This is a genomic window from Vreelandella rituensis (assembly GCF_003336665.1).
Taxonomy (GTDB): domain Bacteria; phylum Pseudomonadota; class Gammaproteobacteria; order Pseudomonadales; family Halomonadaceae; genus Vreelandella; species Vreelandella rituensis.
Genome location: NZ_QPIJ01000033.1, coordinates 15,671 through 39,823, shown reverse-complemented (window position 1 = coordinate 39,823; position 24,153 = coordinate 15,671). Strand labels below are relative to the sequence as shown.

23 protein-coding genes are annotated in these 24,153 nt (G+C 58.7%); 9 read left to right on the top strand and 14 right to left on the bottom strand.

Features of this window, described 5'->3' with window-relative positions; all coding sequences use genetic code 11:
• Window positions 1–15: 15 nt before the first annotated feature.
• Entirely contained in the window at window positions 16–1,017 is a 1,002-nt protein-coding gene (locus DU506_RS13405) for a LysR family transcriptional regulator (protein WP_114487416.1), read from the top strand.
• On the opposite strand, the gene DU506_RS13400 is transcribed toward DU506_RS13405, so the two are convergent.
• Genes DU506_RS13400 through DU506_RS13390 form a run of 3 tightly spaced genes read right to left on the bottom strand, consistent with a single transcriptional unit; the run spans window position 970 to window position 3,831 of the window.
• Complete coding sequence (locus tag DU506_RS13400) at window positions 970–2,235, bottom strand: TRAP transporter large permease (protein WP_114487415.1); 1,266 nt, start codon at window positions 2,233–2,235, stop codon at window positions 970–972. The genes DU506_RS13405 and DU506_RS13400 overlap by 48 nt on opposite strands.
• Window positions 2,232–2,795 (bottom strand): TRAP transporter small permease, encoded by a 564-nt coding sequence (locus tag DU506_RS13395; protein WP_114487414.1) that lies wholly within the window; start codon window positions 2,793–2,795, stop codon window positions 2,232–2,234. The genes DU506_RS13400 and DU506_RS13395 overlap by 4 nt, the downstream gene beginning before the upstream one ends.
• A gap of 40 nt (window positions 2,796–2,835) precedes the next feature.
• Window positions 2,836–3,831 carry a TRAP transporter substrate-binding protein gene (locus tag DU506_RS13390; protein ID WP_114487413.1) on the bottom strand — a complete coding sequence of 332 codons (996 nt, stop codon included), beginning with the start codon at window positions 3,829–3,831 and terminating at the stop codon, window positions 2,836–2,838.
• A gap of 152 nt (window positions 3,832–3,983) precedes the next feature.
• Between DU506_RS13390 and DU506_RS13385 the strand changes: the two genes are divergently transcribed.
• Window positions 3,984–4,910, top strand: a complete 927-nt coding sequence (locus DU506_RS13385; protein ID WP_114487412.1) for a universal stress protein — start codon at window positions 3,984–3,986, stop codon at window positions 4,908–4,910.
• On the opposite strand, the gene DU506_RS13380 is transcribed toward DU506_RS13385, so the two are convergent.
• Window positions 4,885–5,592, bottom strand: coding sequence for a DUF3581 family protein (locus DU506_RS13380; protein WP_114487411.1), 708 nt, complete (start codon window positions 5,590–5,592; stop codon window positions 4,885–4,887). The genes DU506_RS13385 and DU506_RS13380 overlap by 26 nt on opposite strands.
• A gap of 196 nt (window positions 5,593–5,788) precedes the next feature.
• Between DU506_RS13380 and DU506_RS13375 the strand changes: the two genes are divergently transcribed.
• Entirely contained in the window at window positions 5,789–8,785 is a 2,997-nt protein-coding gene (locus tag DU506_RS13375) for a hypothetical protein (RefSeq protein WP_114487410.1), read from the top strand.
• An 11-nt stretch (window positions 8,786–8,796) separates the two neighbouring features.
• Here DU506_RS13375 and DU506_RS13370 read toward each other — a convergent pair whose 3' ends face one another.
• Window positions 8,797–9,528: a trimeric intracellular cation channel family protein gene (locus tag DU506_RS13370; RefSeq protein WP_114487409.1), complete on the bottom strand. Its 732-nt coding sequence runs from the start codon at window positions 9,526–9,528 to the stop codon at window positions 8,797–8,799.
• A gap of 252 nt (window positions 9,529–9,780) precedes the next feature.
• Between DU506_RS13370 and DU506_RS13365 the strand changes: the two genes are divergently transcribed.
• The 3 genes from DU506_RS13365 to DU506_RS13355 all read left to right on the top strand — a co-directional run bounded on the left by DU506_RS13365 (window position 9,781) and on the right by DU506_RS13355 (window position 11,917).
• Complete coding sequence (locus tag DU506_RS13365; RefSeq protein ID WP_114487408.1) at window positions 9,781–10,245, top strand: PRC-barrel domain-containing protein; 465 nt, start codon at window positions 9,781–9,783, stop codon at window positions 10,243–10,245.
• Between the two features lie 158 nt (window positions 10,246–10,403).
• Window positions 10,404–10,862, top strand: coding sequence for an NfeD family protein (locus tag DU506_RS13360; RefSeq protein WP_114487407.1), 459 nt, complete (start codon window positions 10,404–10,406; stop codon window positions 10,860–10,862).
• A 2-nt stretch (window positions 10,863–10,864) separates the two neighbouring features.
• Entirely contained in the window at window positions 10,865–11,917 is a 1,053-nt protein-coding gene (locus tag DU506_RS13355) for an SPFH domain-containing protein (protein WP_114487406.1), read from the top strand.
• Window positions 11,918–12,064: 147 nt separating this feature from the next.
• On the opposite strand, the gene DU506_RS13350 is transcribed toward DU506_RS13355, so the two are convergent.
• A complete protein-coding gene (locus DU506_RS13350) occupies window positions 12,065–12,967 on the bottom strand; it encodes an extracellular catalytic domain type 1 short-chain-length polyhydroxyalkanoate depolymerase (RefSeq protein WP_114487405.1) in 903 nt (300 codons plus the stop codon).
• 859 nt (window positions 12,968–13,826) lie between these two features.
• Here DU506_RS13350 and DU506_RS22205 point away from each other — a divergent pair.
• Both DU506_RS22205 and DU506_RS22200 read left to right on the top strand, forming a co-directional pair.
• The gene (locus DU506_RS22205; protein WP_235825617.1) at window positions 13,827–14,303 is read left to right on the top strand and encodes a hypothetical protein; all 477 of its coding nucleotides are present in this window, start codon (window positions 13,827–13,829) and stop codon (window positions 14,301–14,303) included.
• A 104-nt stretch (window positions 14,304–14,407) separates the two neighbouring features.
• Window positions 14,408–15,160 (top strand): IS200/IS605 family accessory protein TnpB-related protein, encoded by a 753-nt coding sequence (locus tag DU506_RS22200; RefSeq protein ID WP_235825615.1) that lies wholly within the window; start codon window positions 14,408–14,410, stop codon window positions 15,158–15,160.
• A gap of 32 nt (window positions 15,161–15,192) precedes the next feature.
• On the opposite strand, the gene astB is transcribed toward DU506_RS22200, so the two are convergent.
• From astB to fabV, 7 genes are all read right to left on the bottom strand, one after another.
• Window positions 15,193–16,536 carry an N-succinylarginine dihydrolase gene (astB, locus tag DU506_RS13335; RefSeq protein WP_114487426.1) on the bottom strand — a complete coding sequence of 448 codons (1,344 nt, stop codon included), beginning with the start codon at window positions 16,534–16,536 and terminating at the stop codon, window positions 15,193–15,195.
• Window positions 16,537–16,541: 5 nt separating this feature from the next.
• Window positions 16,542–18,026, bottom strand: coding sequence for a succinylglutamate-semialdehyde dehydrogenase (gene astD / locus DU506_RS13330; RefSeq protein WP_114487403.1), 1,485 nt, complete (start codon window positions 18,024–18,026; stop codon window positions 16,542–16,544).
• An 8-nt stretch (window positions 18,027–18,034) separates the two neighbouring features.
• On the bottom strand, window positions 18,035–19,066 hold the full coding sequence (gene astA, locus DU506_RS13325) for an arginine N-succinyltransferase (RefSeq protein WP_114487402.1): 1,032 nt from the start codon (window positions 19,064–19,066) through the stop codon (window positions 18,035–18,037).
• Entirely contained in the window at window positions 19,066–20,130 is a 1,065-nt protein-coding gene (locus tag DU506_RS13320; protein WP_114487401.1) for an arginine N-succinyltransferase, read from the bottom strand. Before DU506_RS13320 ends, astA begins: the two co-directional genes overlap by 1 nt.
• Window positions 20,131–20,134: 4 nt before the next feature.
• Entirely contained in the window at window positions 20,135–21,349 is a 1,215-nt protein-coding gene (locus DU506_RS13315) for an aspartate aminotransferase family protein (protein WP_114487400.1), read from the bottom strand.
• 190 nt (window positions 21,350–21,539) lie between these two features.
• Entirely contained in the window at window positions 21,540–21,746 is a 207-nt protein-coding gene (locus tag DU506_RS13310) for a hypothetical protein (protein WP_114487399.1), read from the bottom strand.
• Window positions 21,747–21,814: 68 nt separating this feature from the next.
• Window positions 21,815–23,011 carry an enoyl-ACP reductase FabV gene (fabV, locus tag DU506_RS13305; RefSeq protein WP_114487398.1) on the bottom strand — a complete coding sequence of 399 codons (1,197 nt, stop codon included), beginning with the start codon at window positions 23,009–23,011 and terminating at the stop codon, window positions 21,815–21,817.
• 198 nt (window positions 23,012–23,209) lie between these two features.
• Between fabV and DU506_RS13300 the strand changes: the two genes are divergently transcribed.
• On the top strand, window positions 23,210–23,599 hold the full coding sequence (locus tag DU506_RS13300) for a DUF7079 family protein (protein ID WP_114487397.1): 390 nt from the start codon (window positions 23,210–23,212) through the stop codon (window positions 23,597–23,599).
• A gap of 29 nt (window positions 23,600–23,628) precedes the next feature.
• Here DU506_RS13300 and DU506_RS13295 read toward each other — a convergent pair whose 3' ends face one another.
• The gene (locus tag DU506_RS13295; RefSeq protein WP_114487396.1) at window positions 23,629–24,114 is read right to left on the bottom strand and encodes a glutathione peroxidase; all 486 of its coding nucleotides are present in this window, start codon (window positions 24,112–24,114) and stop codon (window positions 23,629–23,631) included.
• Between the last annotated feature and the right edge of the window lie 39 nt (window positions 24,115–24,153).

Sequence of the window (24,153 nt, the reverse complement as noted above, 5' to 3'; positions counted from 1 at the left end):
GCAAGCGGAGCCCCCATGCTCGACTGGCATGACATTCAAATCTTTCTCGAAGTGGCGCGCAGCCGTCGGCTCACCGATGCCGCTCGGCGCCTGGGGCTGGATCATTCCACCTTGTCGCGGCGTACAAGGCGTTTCGAACAACAACTCAACACCCAACTGTTCGAGCGCAGCACCCACGGCTATCACCTGACGGAAGCCGGCCAGCAGCTGTTGGCCTATGCCGAGGAAATGGCCCGCCATGCCGAGGAAGCCGGGGAAAACCTGTCCAACAAGAATCATCAGGTCAGCGGCCAGATACGCTTGGGAGTGACGGAAGGTTTCGGCACCTGGGTGATCGCTCCACTGCTTTCCGCCTTCTGCCGCAGACACCCGGGCATTACCCTGGATATTCTCGCCCTGCCCCGAGTGGTCAACTTGAGCCGCCACGAAGCGGACCTTGCGATTACCATCGAACGCCCGGTAAGCCCGGGCCTGGTAATTTCAAGGCTATGCGACTATCGGCTGCGCCTTTACGCGAGCCAGGATTACCTGGCGGGCCACGGCGCCCCCACAACCCTGGCTGCGCTGGCCCGCCACCCGCTGGTCGGCTATGTGGACGATCTTATCTTCAGCGACCAGCTGAGTTATCTCGACCCCTTGTTACCCGCCAGCAGCCTCAGCGAAGAGGCGCATTTCAGTATTCGCAGCACCAGCGTCACCACTCAGTACAGTGCCACCCTGCATGGTGCCGGGCTTGCGGTGCTGCCTTGTTTCATGGCCGAACCCACGGCCTCATTGGTGCGCGTACTGGAAGACGAGGTGACGGTGACTCGTCAGTTCTGGATCACCGCCCGCCAGGAACAACGCCGCCTGGCGCGGGTGCGCTTGTTGTGGGATTTTCTGCGTGAAGCGCTGAAGCTCAATCGGGACTTCCTGATGGGTGACAGCGCCACCCTGGTGATACCCGAGCATGTCTCGGCAGCCGAATTTTCAGCGCCCGATCAGCCCGGTAGTCAACCAGGGCTGCCAGGCCAATAGCACCAGCGTCACCAGGGTGGCGAGCAGGAAAGGCAGCAGAGAGCGGAAAATTTTCAACGGCGGCGCCCCGGTCATCGAGGAGGCAATGAACAGCCCCGCCCCCACCGGCGGGGTCAAAAGCCCCATCACCAACGTCAGACAGACCACCACGCCGAACTGATAGGGGCTTATGCCGAACTGCTCCTGAGCGATAGGCAGCAGTATGGGCACCACCAGGATCAGGGCGGCAATGCCGTCGATAATCATCCCCACCAGCAACAGCACCCCGATCAGCAGCAACAAGAACAGGAATGGGTCGGTGGTCAGGGCGGCGATCCAGGCCGCCGCCATTTGCGGCAAACGCTCGTAAACCACCACCCAGCCGAACACCCCGGCGGCGGCGATCAGCATGATCACCAGCCCCGCATTGACTGCCGTGCGCCGCAGCACCAGGGGGAGGTGACCGAATCGCAAATCGCCATACACGAAGCGCCCGATCAAAAGCGCAGCCAGTGACGCCAGGGCGGCGGACTCCGTGGGAGTGGCCAAGCCCAGCAATATGCCGCCGATAATGATCAGGGGAATACTCAACGCCGGCAGGCCCATGAGCAGATCGTGAAGCGCCTGGCGGCGGCTGGGCCATTCTCCACGCGGATACTGCTGTACCAGGCCCACCACCGCGATGGTGACGAAAAAGGTAAAGCCGAGCAGCAACCCCGGCAGAATGCCGGCAATGAACATTTCAGCAATCGGCACCTGGGCCATCACCCCGAACAGCACGAACAACATCGAGGGCGGAATGATCGGCGAGAGCAAGCCGCCGGCCGCGGTAATCGCGGCACTGTAGGACTTGCTGTAGCCCTCCTGTTGCATGGCCGGCACCATGGCTCGGGACATGATCGCGATCTGCGAGGCGGCCGAGCCGATGATCGCCGCCATCATCATGTTGGCGACCAGATTGATGTAGGCCAGACCACCACGAAAGCCACCCACGAAAATACGCGCCAAGGCGATCAAACGCTTGGTCAGTCCGCCTTCGTTCATCAATTCACCGGCCAGCATGAACAGCGGAATCGCCAAGAGGCCATAGCTTTCCACCGCACTGAAAAGCTGTTGGGGATAGGAGTCGAACAACACCGTATTACCGGAGGCCTGGATGTACCACAGGGCGGTCAACGCCAGTACCAGGGCGATCGGCACCGCCCCCAGCAGCAATACGCTGAATATCACGATTGTCATGGCGGCGGCTCCGTGGAAGGGTCACTCGCCGGGTCGCCCAAGCCTGTCAGCGACTGCCAAAGGTTGGTCGCCCCATGCAGGCTCAGTGAAAAGGCAAACCAGGGCAGGATCAGCCACAGCCAGAACTTCCTCATGCCCAACGTCGAGGTGTTTTCGGCATAGATGAAGTTGAACGTCTCGCCTTGAAAAGTACGCGTATCGAACCCCGCCTGCATCAAGGCCCAGGGTTGATACCAGCGCCAGCACAGCCACAGCAGTATCAAGGCGAACCCGAGCACCATGGTATCCACGAATACCCCGATCAGCTTGCGCCCGAAGCTCGGCAGGGCATCACTTAACAAGGTAACTGCGATACCCTGGCGACGCTTGAGCACCGCCCCGCCAATCAGGAAAGTCATCCAGATCATGGCGTAAATCGCCAGTTCACTGATCCAGTAGAGCGGGTTGCCCAGGGCGCGAAAGGCGACATTGGTCAGAATCAACAAGGTAATCGCCGCCGCCAGAAAGGCGGCGGCGATTTCTTCCAGGTGCGCCAGGCATGTCGAAAAACGTGACAGCATCAAGCTCCGCCCTTATCGGCCCGCCTGTTCATCCACGCCTTCACTGCTGCTGCGGTTCACGCAGACGTTCGGCTTCTTCGCGAAGGGTATCCAGCATCGGCGCCTTGGGTTCCCAGATGGCTTCCCACTCGGCGATGGCCTCACTGAAGAAGTCGGCATCGGCTTCAACGATATTGATATCCAGCGCACGGATCTGCTCTTCCTGAGCGGCATCCATTGACTCGAAACCACTCAGGACGTTTTCCAGATGCTCGGCCATGGTGGTATCGATCAGTTCGCGGTCCTGTTCGGAAAGCTCGCGCCATACCCGCCCGGAAACCACGCCCACCATCGGGAACATCATGTGGTTGGAAATCAGCAGATTATCCGCTTGCTCGTAAAACTTGAGGATCAGAATGGAATCGAAGTCCATGTCGATGGCATCGACCTGGCCGTTGGCCAGCGCATCGTAGACTTCCAGCAGCGGCATCGGCGCCGGGGCCGCGCCCGTGGCGGTATAGAAGTCGCGAATCGGTTCGAAGGGGGTGATACGGATACGCTGGCCGTTCATGTCCTCGGCGCTTTGGATGGGATCGCGGCTGAGCACCTGGCGCATGCCCACCATGCCGTAACCCACCCCGATCATCCCTACCTCGACAGGCATGAGCTCGAGCAACTCCCCGGCGGCATCGGAGCGCAACAACCGAGCGGCGTGATTGACGTCGTCCACCAGGTAGGGCGCATACAGGGCGCCGAAATCCGGAATGCGATTGGAAATCTCGGCGATGGTCAGAAACGCCATGTCCAGCGCGCCGGTTTGCAGCTGCTGGACCATTTGCGCTTCGTTACCCAACTGCTGAGCCGGGTAAACCGTCACGCTATGCTCACCCTCGGAACGCTCCTCCAGGGTACCGGCAAATGCCTCGGCTTCGGTTGACCACAGATGCTGAGCCGGGGTGATCAGACCCAAGCGGAAATCGCGCGCCTGAGCGCTCAGGCTGGTGGAGACCAGAGCGGCGGCGGCCACCGCCAGCGTCAATGACTTGCGTAGGTTCATGTAAAGCCTCTTGTCGTTAGAATTAATCGATAACGCGAGAATACCCCAGCCACCCGCCGGATGGCACCCGCCGAGCGAATGCCGTAAGACAAGACGCTGCGCCTCGTCTGCGCTAGGCTGTCGGGCATTCAACCTTCAAGGAGTCTTGCCCGATGAGTGAGCATGTCTCGCTGGTAATCGCCCCTGTCGATGGCTCACCCGAAGCCGCCGCCGCCGCGCATCACGCCGGCCTGCTGTCGCAGTTGCTCGACGCCCAGTTGCAACTGGTACACGTGATGCCGCTGAACCCACCCGAGCTCAGCGACCTGCCGGCCAACCGCAAAGCCGAACTCGACCACGACCGCGCCCAGCGCAAACAGGCCGCCGCCGCCGCCTTCGCCGAGGCGCGCAAGGCCCTCCACGACGAGGCGCCGACGCCGGAGGAGGTAGTGCTCGAGGAGAGCAGCTTCGTTCGCCACCCCGAGCGCGTCATCATTGACCACGCTCGCGATCAGTCTCGCGCCTTGCTGGTCATGGGGGCGCGTCAGCTCAGCGACATGGGCAAGTGGGTCCGTGGCAGCGTCAGCAACGCCGTGGTGCACCAGGCCCGGGGGCCGGTCACCATCCTGCATACCGATGCCGATGTGCTCAACAAGGCCCGCATCAAGCGCATTCTGGTGCCGGTGGATGGCTCGAGCCACAGCGACATGGCGGCACGCCTGGCCGGTGATATGGCACGCAGCGGCAGGCTTCCCGTCGAGCTGCTGTTTTGCCGGCCTCCCCGTGAGGTGCCGCTTCGGGATGACGGCGAACCCGAAGAGATGCGCGTCTTCGCTCGCTCACGCAAGGCACTCGGCGAGGTGCCGGCGGGCGTCACCCAGACACTGCTGGAAAATGAGCACTATGCTCGAGCCATCGTCGCGCATGCCCGGCACTGCAATGACTCCCCGGTCATCATCATGGGGCGCCGCGGCCTGGGCAAGTGGCGCGAGTCCCTGCTCGGCAGCGTCAGTCACGATGTCATCGATGACGCCCCCTGCGCGGTCACCGTGGTGAGTTGCGACAAGGGGGTCGTCAGGCGTCCTCGTAGGCGGCCTTGAGACGATAGAACTCCGCCACGATAGCCTCCATGGCCACGGCATCGTAATCACACAGCCCACTGACCACCAGCTTCTTAGAACCGATACCCACAGGGATGCCATTGGAATGGATGGAAAATTCGAGCAAGGCATCCGCCCGCTTGCCATTGACCTCAAGCGATGAGTGATTCAGCGTCAGATCGGGAGAAAAGCCGTCCAGGCGTTCCAACGAAAAGCCCATGCTGTCATAAATTACCAACGGGCGTTTGGGGTTGAACATCACCCCATGCTCTTCCATCAACGGCTTGAGATAGTGCGGAAAGTTCTTGCCGGAAAACGCCACATAACACCGCGAAAACGCATCGACCGCCGCGTTGTCGCGTGTGGTTTCACCTGAGCGGGTTACCGTCAGGTAGCATTTGCCGTTATCGTCGGTCACATGAATATCGCCGTTTTCCACTTCGCTGAAGTTCAGGGGGGTGTCCGCCCCCACCATCGCCAGGAAGTGAAACTGCATGTGCCGCGACAGGCCAAAACGTTCCAGCACCAGCGTGAACAGCAAATCTCCCGGCACGCAGAAACGCCGCGCATCGGGGTTGTGGATCGGGTTGTAGTCGCCGGCCACACCCTTGGCGAATCGACTGGCCTGCTCTGCGGAAATCATGACTTGCTCTCCGCGCTGCGAGTAAAATTCCTTGAACATGGCGTTTGCTGCCTGCCTCTGCCTTGCGTTGAAAACGAGATCCAAAATGATCCAATGCCGCGCATAATGCCATAAAAACAACGCTTACAGGAGCCGCAGCACAAGGATGCTCAATTTACTTGTGCCAGCGTACATCCACGGATGTTCCAGATATCAGACGTTTTCCGGAACGTTTTTCAAACAAAAGGAAGACGCCATGCCAGAGCTTTCAACGCCAGCGCGCCATCGCCTGTCCAGGCGTATCGTCCTTTGGTTAGGCGGCATAGGGCTGATACTTGGCGCCCTCGGCGTGTCCTGGCTAGCGGCCAGCCATTGGTTGCTCAATAGCCAATGGCTGGCTCAGCGGCTTTCCCAGGCGGAAGGTATCGAGATCAGCTGGGAAAGCGGCACCAGCCGTCACCCCGGCCGCTGGGAACTCACCGGCCTCTACCTGGCTCGCGAAGATAGTCGACTCGCCCTTTCGCTAGCCACCGAGCAGGCGACACTCGAGCTTTCATTGCTGGCACTGCTGCGGGGTGAGCTGCATATTACCTCCCTGGACGCCCAAGGGATTCGCCGCCTCACCCTGAATGAGTACCGTCTGGAAGGCGATGGCAGCCTTCAGCTCGAAGATACCCGCCTAACACCGGATTACCTGGAAATCCCACTGTTTGTTGTCTCGCTGCAAGAAGCCCGTATCGATCGTGGCTCAACCAACCTGAGCCGGGATATCGCCTTGAACGCCGACCTTTCACTTGAACGTATCATCCCCTCTCAAGCCGGCCCGGAAACCCTGGGTGCGCTTTCCGGCGCGCTCGATCTTCAAGCCTATGCGGATGCCTGGGATGTGTTTAACCCCTACTTGCAAGCGTTGCCCTGGCTGAGCCTTTCCGGTCACGGCAGACTGCAGGGCGAGCTTTCACTGTCCAAGGGCGTGCTTCAATCGGGTAGCCGCCTGCGGCTTGACTCGCCACGCTTGCGTGTCGAGGTCGATGAGTCACGCTTGAATGAAGCCGACGATACAGCCGACAGCGCCCGGCGATGGTTGATTCCCGGGCAAATGCCGCCCACCCACTATGCCCAGGGCCAAGGCAACGTCACCTTGGAGGTACCCCGCAAGACCCCCGATATTTTGAGTTTTTCCGCCCAATGGAACGACGTTGCGCTGTCGGATGGCGAGCCTTACGCCGAACGCATCCACCTGACGCTACTCACCCGGCTGCCCAACAAGCCTCTCAATCAACTCGAAGCGCCCACCCATGCCCAAGCCACACTCAAAGGGGATATCACGCGCCTGGATATGCTGGACCGTTATCTGGCCTCTACTCTTGATGGCCAGGGAATCGAACTGCGTGGCCATGGTTCGCTTGACGCCAGCGTCTCCATTGTTGAGGCACGCCCCGACCAGGCTGAGCTCAGGGTGGAATCCCCGCGCCTGGAGGCACGTGCATTGGGGTTTACCGCCAGAGGCCGTGGCTTGCTGAGTGCTGATTTGCAAGAGAGTCGGCAATTGAGTGCGGACATCACCTTGAATGAGGCCGAGTTCGACCACCATGGGCGTCGCCTGTTAAAGGACGCCGACCTCGCGCTGCACCTCGAAAGCTCGCTGGACGCTGACACCGCCCTGGCCCAGGCCGAAGGCTACGTAGAATGGAAAGCGGCGCGACTGCCCGACATTGCCGTCTTGCAGCCTTACCTTTCACCCTACCTCCCTTCCCCCTCGCCGCTGCTCCTGGAGGGAGGCAGTGCGCAAAGTGACGGGCGCTTGAACGTCACCCAGGAAGGCATCCAGGGAAAAGCTACCCTGACCGGCCGAGAGCTGCGTACTCGCTTTCGCGACCACACCCTGACCAGCGAGATGCGGCTTGACCTGGCATTGAACCAGGCGACCCTGGACGCTACACAGCTGGACATCAGCGGCAGCCGCCTGAACTGGCAGGCTGGTAGCGAGGCCGACACCGAGCGACTGGAAAGTTCTGAAGGTCTTGAAAGTCTTGAAGGTCTTGAAAGCTTGATAGTGCTGCGAAAAGGCCAGTTTCAGCGCAACGAGGACATTCCCAGCGGCCAGGTGGTTGTCGAGGGCATGGTGCAGCATCTAGGGTTTCTCAATACTTTTTTGCCCGACGCCCATGGCTTGGCGGTGGATGGCAACGGCCAACTGCGCCTACAACTTGATTTCGAAGGCAACCGCCCGTTGCCCGGCAGCCGGTTACGAATCAATGCCGACGACCTTTGCGTGGGGTTTCTCGACCATCAGGCACGCGGACGTGGCGAATTGACCGCACGGATTGACCCGGATGATCACGCCCAACTGTCGCTGGCCCTGCCTCGTTTCGAGCTACGCCGCACAGATGACCCGCGTCCTCATCTGGAAGGGCGGCATTTCGCTTTGTCCACCCAAACCAGGCAATTTTCTCAGCTGTTGAACGCGCCGGACCCACGCGATTTCGTTACGCGAATTTCCCTACCGATTACCCAGGTGCCCGATCTGAGGCGCTATAACGCCTACTTGCCGAAAGAAGCGGGGATCACCTTGCTCGGCGGACAGGCAAGCCTGAGCAGTGAGATGACGCTCACAGGGCTAAAAGCCCAAGGAAATCTGGAACTGCAGGCGTTCGGCGCCGAACTATCGCTGCTCGATCAACACCTGCGCGGAGATTTGACACTGGCGCTCACCCTTTCCGAAGGCGACTTGGAAGCACGCCGTTTTCAAGCCGATGGCTCGCGCCTGCGCCTGGATAGCGTCCAGCGGCTTTCTACTGAGCGACAAGGCGCCGGTGAGCCACAAGGCGATGCCGGTTGGTGGGTACAGCTCGATTTGCAACAAGCGCGTCTGCATTGGGCGCAACCGCTGACGCTGGAAAGCCATTTGCGGTTGAGCATGCGCGATAGTGGCTTGCTGGCGCGTCTGTTCCTGCAACGCGCCCGCGACAACCAATGGCTGGGGAGACTGCTCAACGTGCGCGATATCGAAGGGACGGCTCAACTCACCCTGGATGAAACCCAGGTCGAATTGAGCGATATCCAGCTGTACGGCGGGGAAAATCTGTCGTTACTCGCCGACCTGATGCTACGGGACGACACCGCTAGTGGCGCCCTCTATGCGCGGCTGGGCGCTCTGGCCCTAGGGGTCGGGTTAAAAGAAAACTCACCGGAACTGCATCTAATCAGCCCCAGGCGCTGGTTCGATGCCTGGCGCGAACGGCGGCCATGAACACCCAGCTATCAGCGGCTTTCTTGGTCACGATCACGACGAATTATGCGGACACGTTCCTTGGCGACCTGTGCCGACTGTCGTGACGCATCGGCCGCCGACTCAGGTGGCGGCTCCTTGGGAGGCAGCGTCACCCAGGCGAACACCGGCAACGAAAGCTTCCAGTGAATCGCCGCCAGGCGCAAGCCCAGCGTCACCGCGAGCGAGCCGCCAATAATGGCCGTGAACGGCGCGCCCAGACCGTCAAGCGTCACGTAAGTGATACCTCCGGCGATGGAAGCCGTGGCGTAAACTTCCTCGCGCAACACCATGGGTATGCGCCGGGCGAGAATATCACGCACCATACCCCCCGCCACCCCGGTCAATAGCCCCATCAGCACCGCCACCTCAGCCGGGCTTCCCAACAGCAGCGCCTTGTGAGTGCCGATAACCGTGAACAACGCCAGACCGAAGGCATCCGCCACCGGCAGGAAACCTCGCGAAAGACGGTGAATGTAATGAAACCCCACCAGCGACAGCCCGACGGTGGCCAGAATCACCCACAGGTAGGTCGGGTCGGTCACCCAGAAGACCGGTCGCACCCCCAGCACCAAATCGCGCAGCGTGCCGCCGCCAATTCCCGTCACCGCCGCTAGAACCAACATGCCAAAGGGGTCCATACGTGTGCGACACGCCAGAATCACTCCGGAAAGTGCAAATACCACCACGCCGGCCAAATCCAGCCAATAGACCCACTCCGTCACAGTTGTCTCCTTGATTTCGACTGACCCATTACCCGGAAGGCGGCAGGATAGCACTGCTTGATCCAGCTCGCCGAGTTGATCGCTGGCTCATGCCATGGCCGGTATGACTTCGATGAGTGGAGTAAACCCCAGGCTAAAAATGACTCTTGTAAAGTAAGCACTTACTTCTACACTGATTTTGGCTGAACATTCAGCTTGGCAGTACAGGACAGTACGCTTCATGTCATTCATGAAAACTGCAAGGGGGTTCTAATGAAACATCATAACACCACTGTTATCAGTACGTTATTCGTTTCAGCTTTTGCGCTTTCCATCGCAACAGCCCATGCTCAGCAGCAAAGTGAGCCAACCGAAGGGCAGGCGGGCAGTATTACGGGCGATACTCAGATGCACGGCTCCCCAACAGATAAAGAAGCAATGTACGTTACCCGTAAGGAACAAAATGAGTTCCTTGCTGATGACTTGATGGACACGGAAATACACAGCACCACCGAAGACGATGAAGGCATTGGTTCCATTGAAGACCTCATTATTAATGAAGACGGTGAAATAACCGCCGTCATTGTCAACGTGGGCGGTTTTCTCGGGATGGGAGAAAAACAGGTCGCCATCGAGTGGGATTCCCTGGAGTTGACCCAGGAAGGTGACGACTATGTGATCAAGACCAATGCGAGCCAGGATGCTCTCGAAAATGCCGAAGAGTTCGAAAGCGAATGACTTCCCTGGTGTGACCTAGCGTTGACAGTTTCCCCAACGCCCGGACAAGCGTCCGGGCATTTTTAATGACCTTCACCAAACCTCATGCAGCCGGCCGCCATCCGCCGCTGTTATCCTGTAGGCTAGCCTGATCAAAGGTTGTCATTACAGGAGTTTCGATGGAGTGGAATCCCGCTTATACCTGGCTGATCATCGCCTTACTGCTTAGTCTGGCGGAGCTTTCTTCCGGTGGTATGGTACTTCTTGCCCTGGGCATGGCTGCCGCCCTCACCGCCCTGCTTGCCTGGTTGGGCCTTTCGCTTGCCTGGCAATTGGTCGGCCTGGGTATCCTCGCCGGCGTTCTGGTACCAATCGCCATCAAGTTCATCCGCCCCTGGTTCTCGCCACGCGGCGTGGCCTATGGCACTACCGGCACCGGTGTCGAAAAGGGACGTACCTACCACACCCTCAAACGCGATTTCGATGGCGCGACCGGTATCAAGGTCAATGGCGATTTTTACCGCATCCGAATAAGTGAAAACGGTGCCACCGAACTTCCGGAAGGCACGGCCGTCACTTTCAAGACATTCGATGGCACCACCGCCATCGTCACCCTCGATTCACCCAAGGAACATTGAACATGGATTTACCTGTTAGCCCGGGATTGATCATCAGCCTGATCATCGTACTGCTCGGCACTTTGATCGTCGTCAAAGGGCTGGTCATCGTTCGCCAGTCGGAAGTCATGGTCATCGAACGGCTCGGCTCGTTCAGCCGCGTGCTCGAAAGCGGCATCAATATCATCGTTCCGTTCATCGACCAGCCGCGGGCCATCAAAATGCTTCGTTACCGCAAGATGGGTGACGAATATCAAGCGATCACCAGTGACGAGATCCGAATCGACCGCCGGGAAACAGTGATGGATTTCCCCGGTCAGCCGGTGGTAACCACGGACAATGTCACGGTGCGAATCAATGGTGCCCTTTACTACCAGATAATCGACCCTAGACGCGCTGTCTATGAAGTGGAGAACATGAGCCAGGCGGTGGAAGTGCTGGCCAAGACGACGCTGCGCTCGGTGGTGGGTAAAATGGAGCTCGACAAGCTGTTCGAGTCGCGTGCCGAGGTCAACAATGAAATTCAGGCCGCCATGGAAGAACCCGCGTCCAAATGGGGGGTAAAGCTTTCCCGTGTCGAGGTTCAAGATATCGCCATGCCGGAAGAAGTGGAAACCGCCATGCGTTTACAGATGGCCGCTGAGCGTAAACGTCGCGCCACGGTGACCGAAGCCGAAGGCGAGAAATCCGCCGCCATCGCCAAGGCCCAAGGCCAGCGCGAATCGTCGATCCTGAATGCTCAGGGCGACAAGGAATCGGCCATTCTACGCGCCCAGGGTGAGCAGGAGTCGATCAAACTGGTACTCAACGCCATCGGCGACAGCGAAGAAAACAAGCGTACCGTCGTGGGTTACCTGCTCGGCCAGAGCTATATCAAATCCTTACCCAACATGGCCAAGGATGGCGAGCGGGTCTTCGTACCCTACGAATCCTCCGCCCTGCTCGGTTCCATGGGGATGTTCCGTGAAATGGCCGGATCACCGGAAAATGCGGTGGGCAAGCACCTTGGAGCGAGCAGTAGCGCAAGCGATCTGCGTAGCGGCATGGTAGGTGGCGCCGGCAGCAGCGCTGGCTAAACTGCATTTCTTACTATTCAGGGGCCTGGTCCCGCATCAGGTGCCTGATCCCGCAAAAGAAGTGCTCGGTCTTATCTTGAGTTTCCAAGCGGTGGCACACGCCCGGCCACCGTTTTCCTACTCTTTTCACCGACTGTTTTTTACCGACTATGTAAGGCCCCAGAAATGCGCTATACGACGGGTCGAAGAAATACCGACTTCCAGCATAAACCTGTCCTCTTCCCCGAGGCCCTCGTCCCCCTCGGCCATGATCGGCGTGCCGTGGCCCATTCCCTTGATGATGTATTCCTCGATCACCTCCCGCCCCTCGTCGTTGCACCAGACCTGTCGGGGAAAACCGTCGACCTCCTCCACCCGTGTCGGTGGTCCTTCGACTTTGTGGATTTTCTGCCACTGCCGGACGATGGAATCGGCGTTGGCATTGTTGACGGTCGTATCGCTGCCGCCATGCCAGACCGAGATCGTTGGCCAAGGGCCGTCGAAGGTCGAGGCATCGCGCACCAGCGAGTCGAGCTTGCTATCCGAGGGGCCGCCATAGCCTTTCATGCGAACCATCGCTTCCATCATGTTGTCCGCGCTGCCGTAGGGGAGTCCGGCGATGATCGCGCCTCCCGCGAACACCTCTGGATAGGTCGCCAGCATCACGGATGTCATGGCGCCACCCGAGGACAACCCCGTGATGAAGACACGCGACGGGTCGATGGCGTGATCCTCAACGACCTGCTTGATCATATGCCGAATAGAGAGGGGTTCACCGCCGCCACGTTCGGTGTCGCCGGACTTGAACCAGTTGAAACTGCTAAGGGGGTTGTTAGTTTTTCGTTGCTCCGGATACAGGAGCGCTATCCCGCATTCGTCGGCGAGAGTAGACCAGCCTGAACCATGGTCATAGCTCTCCGCCGACTGGGTGCTGCCGTGTAGCACGACGACGAGCGGCCCGTTCTTCGCGAAGTTTTTCGGAATATAGATGTCCGCATGCAACGACCCGGGGTCAGTTCCGAATTTTTTCAACACGGTCAGACGATCATTGCTATCTGAAAATGTCGGCATAGGACCTCCTTTACCAGTACCAGTTTAGTTCCGTTATGGACAGCATCACTCAGGATAGTTCTTTCAGAACTTTAAGCTACTTTCTTTGGGATCGATCACTGAATTCGCCCATCTTTGCTTCGCTCGGCTTACGGGGCGAGAATACCTTCAGTTCACCCCGAGAGGACCCCGGGCTCAGCGCCACCGCGTATAACGCAAGGCCCACCGTAGCAAGGAAGAGTCGCACGCTAAGGGAATCCTGAGCGGTGACTGCCAGCAGTAAGGCTACCGTTCCAAGCATTAGGACAAAGATGGTTTTCATAACATTTTCCTTACAACGGATCGATTTAATGCTGAGTCTTCACGACCTGCACCCCTCTCGCTCGAACCTTTGCTCGTAAATACCCTTCGCGGCACTCTAGGCACGGTTCCCCGCCATCGGTAATGAAAATTGATGGAGCATGATGTCGGCAATTGCCAGCGATTATTCGAGGAGGAACAGCGTCAGGCGGCGAACCCCGCCGCCAAGGACAAAGCGCGGGACGAAGAATGAGATGCTATCGAACCATTGATCTACTATGAGAAAGAAGCGCTGCATCCTCCGCAGTGCATAGCGCAACATCCTTGTTTAGGCATTTCCTTTGCCACGTCCAGACGCAGGATGAACCCTTAAAGCACACACTCACCGTGCGCTAGCGAACGTAGCGTTGCGGAATTACCAGAAGTGCAGGCTACCTTCTGTCTTATCTTTGAGCAATTTAAGCCGCGCATCCTACGCATCGACGCGCAGCGTGATGCGCTAGTTAAACGGCTGGCCATGATGTATATCATGGCTCGCTATGGCTGGATATAAATCAGGGTTTGGGGGTATGGTGTCGTTATGCCAAGCAAGATGATTCGTACCGACAAATGGCCACTGCAAGCCACGTTGCAACAACGACAGTTGATGCAGAATACGCGGGATGAATACCGTGCCTTTTGTCGTGCGCTATCGGTGGTGGTGCTCAATAATTGGGCAACGTTACAGCAGGCGCCCAGCTTTTCGGCAGCGGTCGAGCGGTTAATCCACCCAACGAAAAAGAACCCGTCACCTCGCCATCACTATTTTGCTCAGCGGTTCTACAAGTTCCCGTCTTACCTACGCCGTGCCGCTATCGAGTTCGTCAAAGGCCAGGTGTCCAGTTACCTCACCCGCTACCGCGAGTGGCAATCGGGCTACCGCTCACGGCGTGACGCCAAACCGCCACGCTTTAACGCCGTCGCGGGCTACTATCCGGTGATGTATCGCGGGCAACTGGTCAAGTTTGATGCTGACTTCACCACGGCCAGCCTGAAGTTATGGAACGGTAAAGAATGACTATGGCATAACGTCGCTATTAAAGCGGTGCGCCAGCGCCACCTACTTGGCACCGTGAAATCACCACATTGGTACTCAATCGGCACTGCCATCTGGCGGTGCCGGTGGAAATACAACCTGAAAAACTCCCCGATCAGCAGAGCGTCTGCGCGGTGGATGTGGGGATTAATACGCTGGTCACGGCCAGCATCGTTTCATCCAACGGCACTGTCGCCGCGAGGCGGTTTTTCCACCCCGCAGCGGACATGGACCGTCGCGATAAACGTGCCGCGATGATTCGTGGCAAGGCGCGTAAGACCGGCAAGCTGTCAAAAGGCTTTGGCCGAACGTGGTACCGCAAAGTGCAGCGCATTAACGAGAACATGGCGCAACAGACGTCACGCCAACTGGTCGATTTTGCCTTGGCCGAAGGTGCTGACATGATCGGGTTGGAAGAGCTGAAGGGCTGGCGTCCCAAGGCGGGCAAAAAACGCTCTAGCTTACGCCAGCGTTTTCACCAATGGCTGCATCGGCGGCTCGCCACGCTGATCGAGCACAAGATGAAAGAAGCTGGCGGGAAGGTGGTTTATGTCTATGCGCGAGGCACGTCATACTGGGCGTTTGATGGCTCTGGCCGCGTGAAGCGGCACAAGACGCAATACGAACTGGCCACCTTCCAGAGCGGGAAGCAGTACAACGCCGATCTTAGCGCCAGCTACAACATGGGTGCCCGTTACTGGGCATGGAAACGCAAACTGACCCGCCGAAAGGACGGGCAGGCGTCAGGCGGCAAACGTTCCCCTGGCTCACCGAGGATGCCGGTCACGCTCTCCACGTTGTGGCGGAGCGATGAAGCCCCGAATCAATGCGCAGCATGATTCGCGGGAGCATTCACTTAAAGGCGCTTAAACTACCCCCGCTGAAAGGGATAGACTGAGCCGATCTTGAGCATTTGAGTCAACTCATCCAGTGCGGTCAGGGTTTCTTCGGTGAGCCGTGGGTCGGCGAGGTCATCCGGCGTGAGGCGGTCGCGGTAGTGGCGATTCACCCAGGCGATCAAGTCGCCGTATAACGCTTCATTCAACAACACACGCCCGGAAAGCGCTGTGCGTTCGGCTTCATTGAGCACCACACGCAAACGCAGGCAGGCCGGGCCACCGCCATTGCGCATGCTCTGCTTCACATCCTTGACGATCACCTCACCGATCGGATTATTGCCCGCGAGCAGGTAATTTTGAATCGTGCGCCAGACGTTTTCGTGTTCCTGACATTCGCCGGGCACCACCAGGGTCATGCCGCCATCGGGATTGGAAAGCAGCTGGGAGTTGAACAGATACGAGGCCACGGCATCTTCCAGGCTTACGGCTTCCAACGGAACCCGTATCGGTATCAAGGGCGTGGCCAGTTTGGCGCGCAGTTCGTCCAGCGTTTTTTGCTCATCGAGAAATGCCATTTCGTGGTAAAGCAATACCGGTCCGTTGCCTACCGCGATCACATCGTTGTGAAACACGCCGGCATCGATGGCGTCCGGATGCTGCTGGGCGAAAACCGTCTGGGCCGACGAAAGCCCATGCTGGCGCGCCACTGCCTGGCTGGCTTCGAGCGTCTGGCGGGCCGGGTAATGTCTCGGCTCTCGCTTGGGGTTGCCGCCGAACGCCTGGCGCCCATAGACGAAGAGATGCACCGCCGGTTCAGCGTAATCGCCACATAGCCGGGTATGGTTGGCCGCCCCCTCGTCGGCAAACGCAGGCGTCGCCGGAAGCACGGGGTGATGCGCGAAATGCCCCTCGTTGCGAAAAATTGCTGCCAGCACGCGCCCGGTGGTTTCGGGTTCGAGAAAGCGGTGAAAGCTTGACTGCAAGTTGGCCGGGGTCATGTGCATTCGGCTGTCAGGCGCATCCACGCTCGGCGTCACGGTGGCGGCGTTGGCCGTCCACATGCTCGATGCCGAGCACACCGCCCGTAGCAGTTGCGGCGCTTCCCTTGCCGCCCGCGACAACACCTCCACGGGCGAGCCGCTAAAGCCGAGGTCCCGCAAGGCACCGATATCGGGGCGCTGTTGGGGCGGCAGTACGCCCTGAGCGTAGCCGGCATCCATCAGCGATTTCATCTTGGCCAGGCCCTGCAAGGCGCCTTCCCTGGGGTTGGCCACTCGACCTTCGTGACTCATCGAGGCCAGGTTGCCCACCGCCAGCCCGGCGTAGTTGTGCGTGGGGCCGACCAGTCCATCGAAGTTGACTTCCCGATAATCCATCGCGCTCACAGGCTGACTCCCGGTGGCAGGGTATCGGGCATTTCCAGCGAATCGGACTCCATGGAAGCCACCGGATAAGCACAGTAATCGGCGGCATAATAAGCACTGGGCCGGTGGTTGCCGCTTTCACCCACCCCGCCGAAGGGAGCATCACCGGCAGCCCCGGTGGTCTGGCGGTTCCAGTTGACGATGCCCGCACGAATTCGCAGCAGAAAGTCATCCCAATCTCTGCGTTCGCCACCGATCAACCCGGCGGAAAGCCCGTAACGGGTATCGTTGGCAAGTGCTACGGCCTCGTCCCAGTCGCGATAACGATGCACCTTGAGCAAGGGGCCGAAATGCTCTTCATCTGGAACATCCAGACCGGTGACATCGATCAACGCCGGGCTTAGCAGACTAGTATTGTCTTCGAGCCGCTGCATGCGTGCGATAACGGTGCCGCCCATGGCTTCCAGATCATCCTGAGCCTTGAGCAGACCATCGGCCGCTGCCACGCTCACCAGGCCACTGTAGAAAGGCTGCCGTGTTTCCTCGAACTGAGCGGCGACATGCAGCTTGGCGATAGCCTCGGCCAGCGCATCGAGCAAACGGTCGCCAACCTCACCCTCCGGTACGATCAAGCGGCGCGCGCAGGTGCAACGCTGCCCGCCGGACAGAAAGGCCGACTGCAGGATGGTCAGCACTGCGGCGCGCTGGTCCGGCACATCCTTGATGACCAAGGGGTTGTTGCCACCAAGCTCCAGCGCCAGAATCTTTTCCACCTGGCCAGCAAATTGTCGATGCAAGATGCCACCCACCTTGGCGCTACCGGTGAACAGCAGGCCATCGATAGCCGGGTTACCCGCCAGGGCCTGGCCGACTTCCACGCCACCTTGCACCAGGTTGAGCACCCCTTTCGGCAGCCCGGCTTCCTCCCAGCATTGCAACGTAAGGTCGGCGGTCAGCGGTGTCTGTTCACTGGGCTTGAAAACCACGGTATTGCCCGCCAGCAACGCCGGGACTATGTGGCCGTTAGGCAAATGGCCGGGGAAATTGTAAGGGCCGAATACCGCCATTACGCCGTGCGGGCGGTGGCGCAGCACCGCTTTCGCCCCGCTGCCGTTACCGCCTACAGGCTTTTCGCGCTTTCCAGTACGTTCATGGTAAGCATCCAGCGAAAACGTCACCTTGCCGACCATGGCACCGACTTCCGTGCGCGCCTCCCAGAGAGGCTTTCCGGTTTCCCCGGCAATCGCCACGGCCAAGGCTTCTCCACGGGTCCTGAGCACTTCAGCAAAACGCTGGACCAAGGCCTGGCGCTCATCGAAAGCAAGGCGCGCCCAGCTCGAAAATGCCTCTCGGGCACTAGCGATTGCCTGGTCGACCTGCGCCGGACTTGCCGCCTTGGCCTCCCAAAGAGCGTGCCCGGCCACAGGATCGAGCTTGGTGAAAGCGTCACCCCCGCCATCGACCCAGTCGCCATTGATGAATAATTGTTGTTTGGCGTGCATAACGTCTCCTAAGTCTCGAGTAAGCGAAGGGTATCACCCGTGCTGACCTGCAATTGCTGCGCTTCCGCCTCGCTCACCACAATAATCTGGTCATCCGAAGGCCCGCGTCCTACCCAAGCGGCGTAAAAGTTTTTCATGTCCGTGGTCGCTGCCAACCAGCGGCGTTCCTCGCTTGCCACCAGCTGTTTGCTCACTTCTACCTGACACAGCCGCGAGTGACATACCGCCTGCACTTCATCGATATAAGCTTCCACGGTGGGGCCGCCATCGAAAATATCGATATAGCCTTCCCAACGCAGCCCCTCTTTCTTGAGCATTTCCAGTGCCGGTCGCGTATCGCGATGAACCTGCCCGATACAGGCGCGGGCATCGGCACTCATAAAGGTAGTGTAGAGGGGAAACTTGGGCATCAATTCGCCGATGAAGCTTTTGCGGCCCAAACCGGTCAGCCGGTCGGCTTCGCTGAAGTCCATGGGGAAAAAATGCTTGCCCAGGCTTTCCCAGAACGGGCTTTTATTGTCCTCGTCGAACACCCCGCGCATTTCAGCCAGCACCTTTTCCGGGAATCGGTCACGGAACTGGGCGATGAACAACCAGCGAGCCTTGGACAGCAGCGCGCCGTTGCGCAGATGGCGCAGTTCCCGGCCACGATATTCCGGGCGCAGAAACAACGAACAGACCTCGGCGTCGCCGGTGTGATCGGAGCTCAGAAACAGCGTCTCGAACGTGCGATGTAGCTCCAGCTGTACCGAGGAGTGAGCCAGTTTTCCCAGGCGGTAATTGTAGAACGGCACGCCCTTTCCCACTTGCCCTTCGATGGCGCAACAACCGGCCAACTCACCGTTGCTTTCGTCTTCAAGCACGAAAAAATACAGCCGATCATCCACCGGCACCCGTTCTTCGAAGGCACATGCGGCTGCTTCGATCTTGCCGGCAAGAAATTCACGGTTATCGGGTAACGAGGTAAAGCCGACACCGGTCTGGCGTGCGAGTACCTGCAAGCCATCCAGATCATCACGTGCGATGGGTCGAATGCGCATCACATCTCTCCTTCATCGAGCACATTCGGTGCGGATGGCAGCGCCAAGGGCGCCGCCAGCACAGCACGGCCCTCTTCCACGCCGAGCCTTTCGGCATGTTCCGCGGTAAGCATCAACTGGCCGGTCAGCGACAGGGCATAGCTTGCCATGATGCAGCGAAAACCTTCACGCTTCTGGTTGGCGATCATCACCGGTTCGGCCTTGGGCAAGGTCGATGCCGGACGCAGCCGCACCGGATGCCAGGCAGCTTTCCGGCAAGTTTCCAGGCGTTCGCGCTGGGCCTCGACCAACGGCCCGGCATCGAAGATGTCCACATGACGCGAACGGGTGAAGCCTTCCGCCAGCATTTCCTGAAGTGCCGTTTCATGCGCTGGGTGTTCATGGCCGATGACCGCCCGCGCCTCATCGGTGAGCAGCGGCAGATAAAGCGGAAATTGCGGCATCACCTCGGCGATAAAGCTTTTCGAGCGCACCCCGGCAATATGATTGATCGCCTCATAGCCACAGGCGAAAAAGTGCTGCCCGACGCTGGCCCAGAACGGCGATTCGCCTTTCTCGTCCAGGTAGCCCGGAAACGCCACCGCCAGGGTGGTTGAAAAGCGCTCCGGGTACTGGGCGATGAACATCAGCCGTGCCCGACGCAGCAGGCTTTCCGCGGGCGTGCCCTTGTAGCGCGCATCCAGGGTGAACGCACATAGCAGGCTGGCCTCGGACACTTCATGGGAAAGCGCCAGGGTTTCGACTTCACGGCGCACGTTGAGCTGCTGGGAGGCGTGAATAAGGGTTTCCCGGCGGTAGGTGTAATAGGCATCCTGCGCCCCGGCATGGGCCCGAATGCTTGCCGTTCCCAGCACGTCTCCCCCCTTAATGTCTTCCAGCACGAAGGTGTACTGTTCATCGCCGGGGGCGTCGATATCGCGACTGAACGCCTCTTGCGAGCGCGCAATACGCTCCACCAGCCGTTCACGATGGGCCGGAAGGTTGGTCAAGGGCGGTACCGCGCGAGCCGCCAGGCGTTCAAGGGCGGGCAGGTCATCGGTTTTGACGGGGCGTATCAACAGCATGTGTTTATGCCTTGACCAGGAGTTTCTCGATGGCTCGCTCCAGACGTGCCATGCCTTCGGCAATATCTTCCTCTGGAATCACCAGCGAGGGCGCCAGCCGCAAGACGTTGGGTCCGGCAATCAACGCCATCAAGCCTTCTTCAATCGCCAACGCCAGAATGTCCTTGGCCCTGCCTTCGTATTCGGGGGCCATCTGGGCGCCCATCAGCAAGCCCATCCCGCGAATTTCCTTGAATACCCCATGCTTGGCATTGATGGCTTCAAGGTGCTCACGAAACAGCGCATGACGCTTCTTGACGCCGTCCAGCACTTGCGGCGTATCGATGAATTCAATGGCTGCCAGCGCGACCGCAGAGGCCAGGGCATTCCCGCCGTATGTCGAGCCATGAGTACCGATGGCAAGCGAAGGGGCGATCATATCGGTGGTCAACATGGCCGCCACGGGAAAGCCGCCCCCGAGGGATTTGGCGGTGGTCAGAATGTCCGGCGTCACGCCGTAGTTCTTGTAGGCGTAAAGCTCTCCGCTTCTGCCCACACCGGTCTGGACTTCATCGAAGATCAACAAGGCATTGTGGTCGTCGCACAGCTGGCGCAACCCTTTCAGAAAGTCAGGCGTGGCCGGAACGATGCCGCCTTCGCCCTGCATCGGTTCGACCATGATGGCGCAGGTATCGTCACCGACCAGTTGCATCACGCTTTCCAGGTCGTTGTAAGTCGCATGCACAATACCACCGGGTATCGGCCCGAAACCTTGCGAATATTTCGGTTGGCCGCCCACGCTCACGGTGAAGAAGGTACGACCATGGAAAGACTGGCGAAACGAGATGATCTTGTCCTTGTGCTCGCCGTGGTGCTCCACCGCCCAGCGACGAGCCAGCTTCAAGGCGGCTTCATTGGCCTCGCCACCGGAAGAGCACAAGAACACCTTGTCGGCAAAGGTGCGTTCGACCAGCGCCTTGGCCAGCTTGAGTGCCGGCTCATTGGTAAACACATTAGACAGGTGCCAGAGCGTTTCACCCTGGACCTTCAATGCCTCCACCAGCACCGGATGGCAGTGTCCCAGGGCATTCACCGCGATCCCCCCAGCGAAATCGATGTATTCATGCCCCTGCTGGTCCCATAGACGGCTGCCTTTGCCACGCACCGGAATCACTTCCTGGGGGGCATAGTTGGGGGTCATGTAACGATCGAAATCGTGACGATTCGGGGTGTAGTCCATGAGAGGCTCCCTGCTGGGATAAGAAAATGGGATAAACAGAACAGGATAAACAGTATCAGTGGCAAGACAAAGGTCGTGCGAACGTCCATCTTACCCAGTTGGTATAACAACACAATTGCCGGGCACGAAGGCCCGGCAATCATTGCCTCATGGCTAAGGTTTCACTGGTGACTTTTTATGAAGGGCGCGGTCAGTCGGTAGCCCCGGAAAACAGCAACAGACCCACCAATAGAATCCCGACCACCACGATGATGATAGGTAACAGCTTATGCATCCCCTTGGGCGATTTCTGGGCCTCCGGTTGAAGATGCGGCTCTACCTCATCCTCCTGCGGATAGCGTTCGTTCATTACGTGCTGCTTTTCTTCTTCAGGTGTCTTGCTTTCTCTGGTGTCCATTTTCATCTCCTTGCTATTCGGTCAAGCCAAGGCATTCATTCAGACAATACGATGTTTCAAGTTCAGTGTTACAGGTTCTCCACGTCGAATTCCACCATGGGGTTTACATCGGCTTCGTAATCCACATCGTCGCGCTCGAATCCGAACAGCTTCAAGAATTCATGCTTATACCCAGCATAGTCGGTAATCTTGAAGAGGTTGTCCGTGGTGACCTTCGGCCACAGGTCCTTGCACGCTTGCTGGACATCATCACGCAACTCCCAATCATCCAGGCGCAAACGCCCTTTTTCATCGGTAGCAGGCGCTCCGTCGTACAAATAGTCAGCGAACAAGCGGTTGAGCTGATCGATGGTGCCTTCGTGCAGGCCTTTTTCCTTCATCACCTTGTAGACCATGGCGATATACAGCGGCATCACCGGAATGGCGGCGCTAGCCTGGGTCACCACCGACTTGAGCACCGCCACATTGGCACCACCCTGGGTTTTCGCCAGGCGCTGGTCGATTTCATGGGCGGCGCGGTCCAGGTCTTCTTTGGCCTTGCCCAGAGCACCATGCCAGTAGATCGGCCAGGTGATTTCGGTACCGATATAGCTGAACGCCACACTGCGCGCGCCTGGCGCCAATACGCTGGCCTTGTCCAGGGCATCGATCCATAATTCCCAGTCTTCGCCCCCCATCACCGCCTTGGTGTCTTCGATTTCCTGCTGGGTGGCGGGTTCGACTTCGGCTTCGATAATACTGTCTTTGTTGGTATCGATTGCTGTGGCGCGATAGGTCTCACCGATAGGCTTGAGCGCCGAACGCTTGAGCTCGCCACTGTCCGGGAGTTTGCGCACCGGGGAAGCCAGCGAATACACCACCAGATCAATCTGGCCCATGTCCTGCCTGATTATCTCGATGGCCTTCGCGCGCGCCTCATGGGAGAACGCATCGCCATTGATCGATTTGCTGTAGAGTCCTTCAGCCTTGGCGAACTTGTCGAAAGACGCACTGTTGTACCAACCGGCGGTACCCGGTTTTTTCTCGCTGGCCGGTTTTTCAAAAAATACCCCCAATGTATCGGCGCCATACCCGAAAGCGGCGGTGATGCGCGCCGCCAGGCCGTAGCCGCTGGAAGCGCCGATCACCAAGACCTTCTTGGGTCCGGCACTTTTGTCCAGACCACGCGAACGCGTCGCTTCGATCTGTTCCAGAACGTTCTTTTCACAACCCACCGGGTGGGTGGTAGTACAGATAAAACCGCGGACCTTGGGTTTGATAATCACGCAAAACCTCTCAATAGTAAGTAGTCGGTAGAAGACGCTAATTGGACAATAACGGTTGGACAATAGTAAGCAGACAGTGGAATAGGCACCATTCTAGCGAGCCTTGGCCGTGGTGTCCGCCCTTGAGCCAAATCGACTTTCGCGGCACGATGGCGCCTTGGCTCCCAAAGCCAGGTCCGGTGAACAACAGAGGCGACGATGAACGCACAGCAACTGGTAGATGAGCGTGGTGAGCTATGGCTGGCGCTGGCACCGCTTTGGCTGGACAAGGAGCCCGGTGAACGCGGTTACGCCCATATGGTGGCGGTCATCGAGGCTCACGAAATGACGCTGCAAGAACTGGAATGGATGTTCCGCCTGGAAATGGCCCCTGTCATGTCGCGTCATCAGATGTCGGTGGCCAGCGAATGGCGAAAATTCGATGACCGTAAACTGATGCAGCAGTTGGTCACTCACAACATCAAGTTGACCGGCTGGCGGCGCAAGAGCTGGGCGCTGTTTTCAGGATTGACCACCATGATGGTGCGTCACCGCTGGAACGAGTTGATGGGGCGAGTGATGGTGGCTCGCGGAGAACTTCCACACTAAGAAGCGGGTCGGTCAAGCATCTTCAAGCGTCAATGTTCTTCCAAGGCCTTTTCCAAGGCTTCTCGCAGGGGCAGGCCATGGTCGCGAGGGCTGAAGCGCGCAATTACCCGGCCATCGCGAGCCACCAGAAATTTGGTGAAATTCCATTTGATGGCCTTGCTACCCAGTACGCCCGGGGCGGCGTTCTTGAGCTCGGCAAACAACGGATGCGTCTCCCGGCCATTGACCTTGACCTTTTCCATCAATGGAAAGGTCACCCCGTACTTTGTTTCTCCGAAGGCACAGAACTCTTCCGCACTTTCCGGTGACTGATGGCCGAACTGGTTGCAGGGAAACCCCAGCACGGTAAAACCGTGATCGCGATACTGTAGATAAAGTTTCTCGAGCTCTTTTAACTGGGGAGTGAAACCGCATTTACTGGCGACATTGACCACCAACAGTACCTGCCCGCGCAAGGCATGCAAATTGAAGGGTTCTCCCTGGTGGGTGTAGCAAACGTGATCATGAATCGCCATGGTTACTCCCACTACAGGCCGCGGTACAACGAGGTGGCT

Bases quoted from the DNA above. Each gene is read 5' to 3' on its own strand.
- DU506_RS13405 (WP_114487416.1), top strand. From the start codon at position 16: ATGCTCGACTGGCATGACATTCAAATCTTTCTCGAAGTGGCGCGCAGC.
- DU506_RS13400 (WP_114487415.1), bottom strand. From the start codon at position 2,235: ATGACAATCGTGATATTCAGCGTATTGCTGCTGGGGGCGGTGCCGATC.
- DU506_RS13395 (WP_114487414.1), bottom strand. From the start codon at position 2,795: ATGCTGTCACGTTTTTCGACATGCCTGGCGCACCTGGAAGAAATCGCC.
- DU506_RS13390 (WP_114487413.1), bottom strand. From the start codon at position 3,831: ATGAACCTACGCAAGTCATTGACGCTGGCGGTGGCCGCCGCCGCTCTG.
- DU506_RS13385 (WP_114487412.1), top strand. From the start codon at position 3,984: ATGAGTGAGCATGTCTCGCTGGTAATCGCCCCTGTCGATGGCTCACCC.
- DU506_RS13380 (WP_114487411.1), bottom strand. From the start codon at position 5,592: ATGTTCAAGGAATTTTACTCGCAGCGCGGAGAGCAAGTCATGATTTCC.
- DU506_RS13375 (WP_114487410.1), top strand. From the start codon at position 5,789: ATGCCAGAGCTTTCAACGCCAGCGCGCCATCGCCTGTCCAGGCGTATC.
- DU506_RS13365 (WP_114487408.1), top strand. From the start codon at position 9,781: ATGAAACATCATAACACCACTGTTATCAGTACGTTATTCGTTTCAGCT.
- DU506_RS13360 (WP_114487407.1), top strand. From the start codon at position 10,404: ATGGAGTGGAATCCCGCTTATACCTGGCTGATCATCGCCTTACTGCTT.
- DU506_RS13355 (WP_114487406.1), top strand. From the start codon at position 10,865: ATGGATTTACCTGTTAGCCCGGGATTGATCATCAGCCTGATCATCGTA.
- DU506_RS13350 (WP_114487405.1), bottom strand. From the start codon at position 12,967: ATGCCGACATTTTCAGATAGCAATGATCGTCTGACCGTGTTGAAAAAA.
- DU506_RS22205 (WP_235825617.1), top strand. From the start codon at position 13,827: ATGCCAAGCAAGATGATTCGTACCGACAAATGGCCACTGCAAGCCACG.
- astB (WP_114487426.1), bottom strand. From the start codon at position 16,536: ATGGATTATCGGGAAGTCAACTTCGATGGACTGGTCGGCCCCACGCAC.
- astD (WP_114487403.1), bottom strand. From the start codon at position 18,026: ATGCACGCCAAACAACAATTATTCATCAATGGCGACTGGGTCGATGGC.
- astA (WP_114487402.1), bottom strand. From the start codon at position 19,066: ATGCGCATTCGACCCATCGCACGTGATGATCTGGATGGCTTGCAGGTA.
- DU506_RS13320 (WP_114487401.1), bottom strand. From the start codon at position 20,130: ATGCTGTTGATACGCCCCGTCAAAACCGATGACCTGCCCGCCCTTGAA.
- DU506_RS13315 (WP_114487400.1), bottom strand. From the start codon at position 21,349: ATGGACTACACCCCGAATCGTCACGATTTCGATCGTTACATGACCCCC.
- DU506_RS13310 (WP_114487399.1), bottom strand. From the start codon at position 21,746: ATGGACACCAGAGAAAGCAAGACACCTGAAGAAGAAAAGCAGCACGTA.
- DU506_RS13300 (WP_114487397.1), top strand. From the start codon at position 23,210: ATGAACGCACAGCAACTGGTAGATGAGCGTGGTGAGCTATGGCTGGCG.
- DU506_RS13295 (WP_114487396.1), bottom strand. From the start codon at position 24,114: ATGGCGATTCATGATCACGTTTGCTACACCCACCAGGGAGAACCCTTC.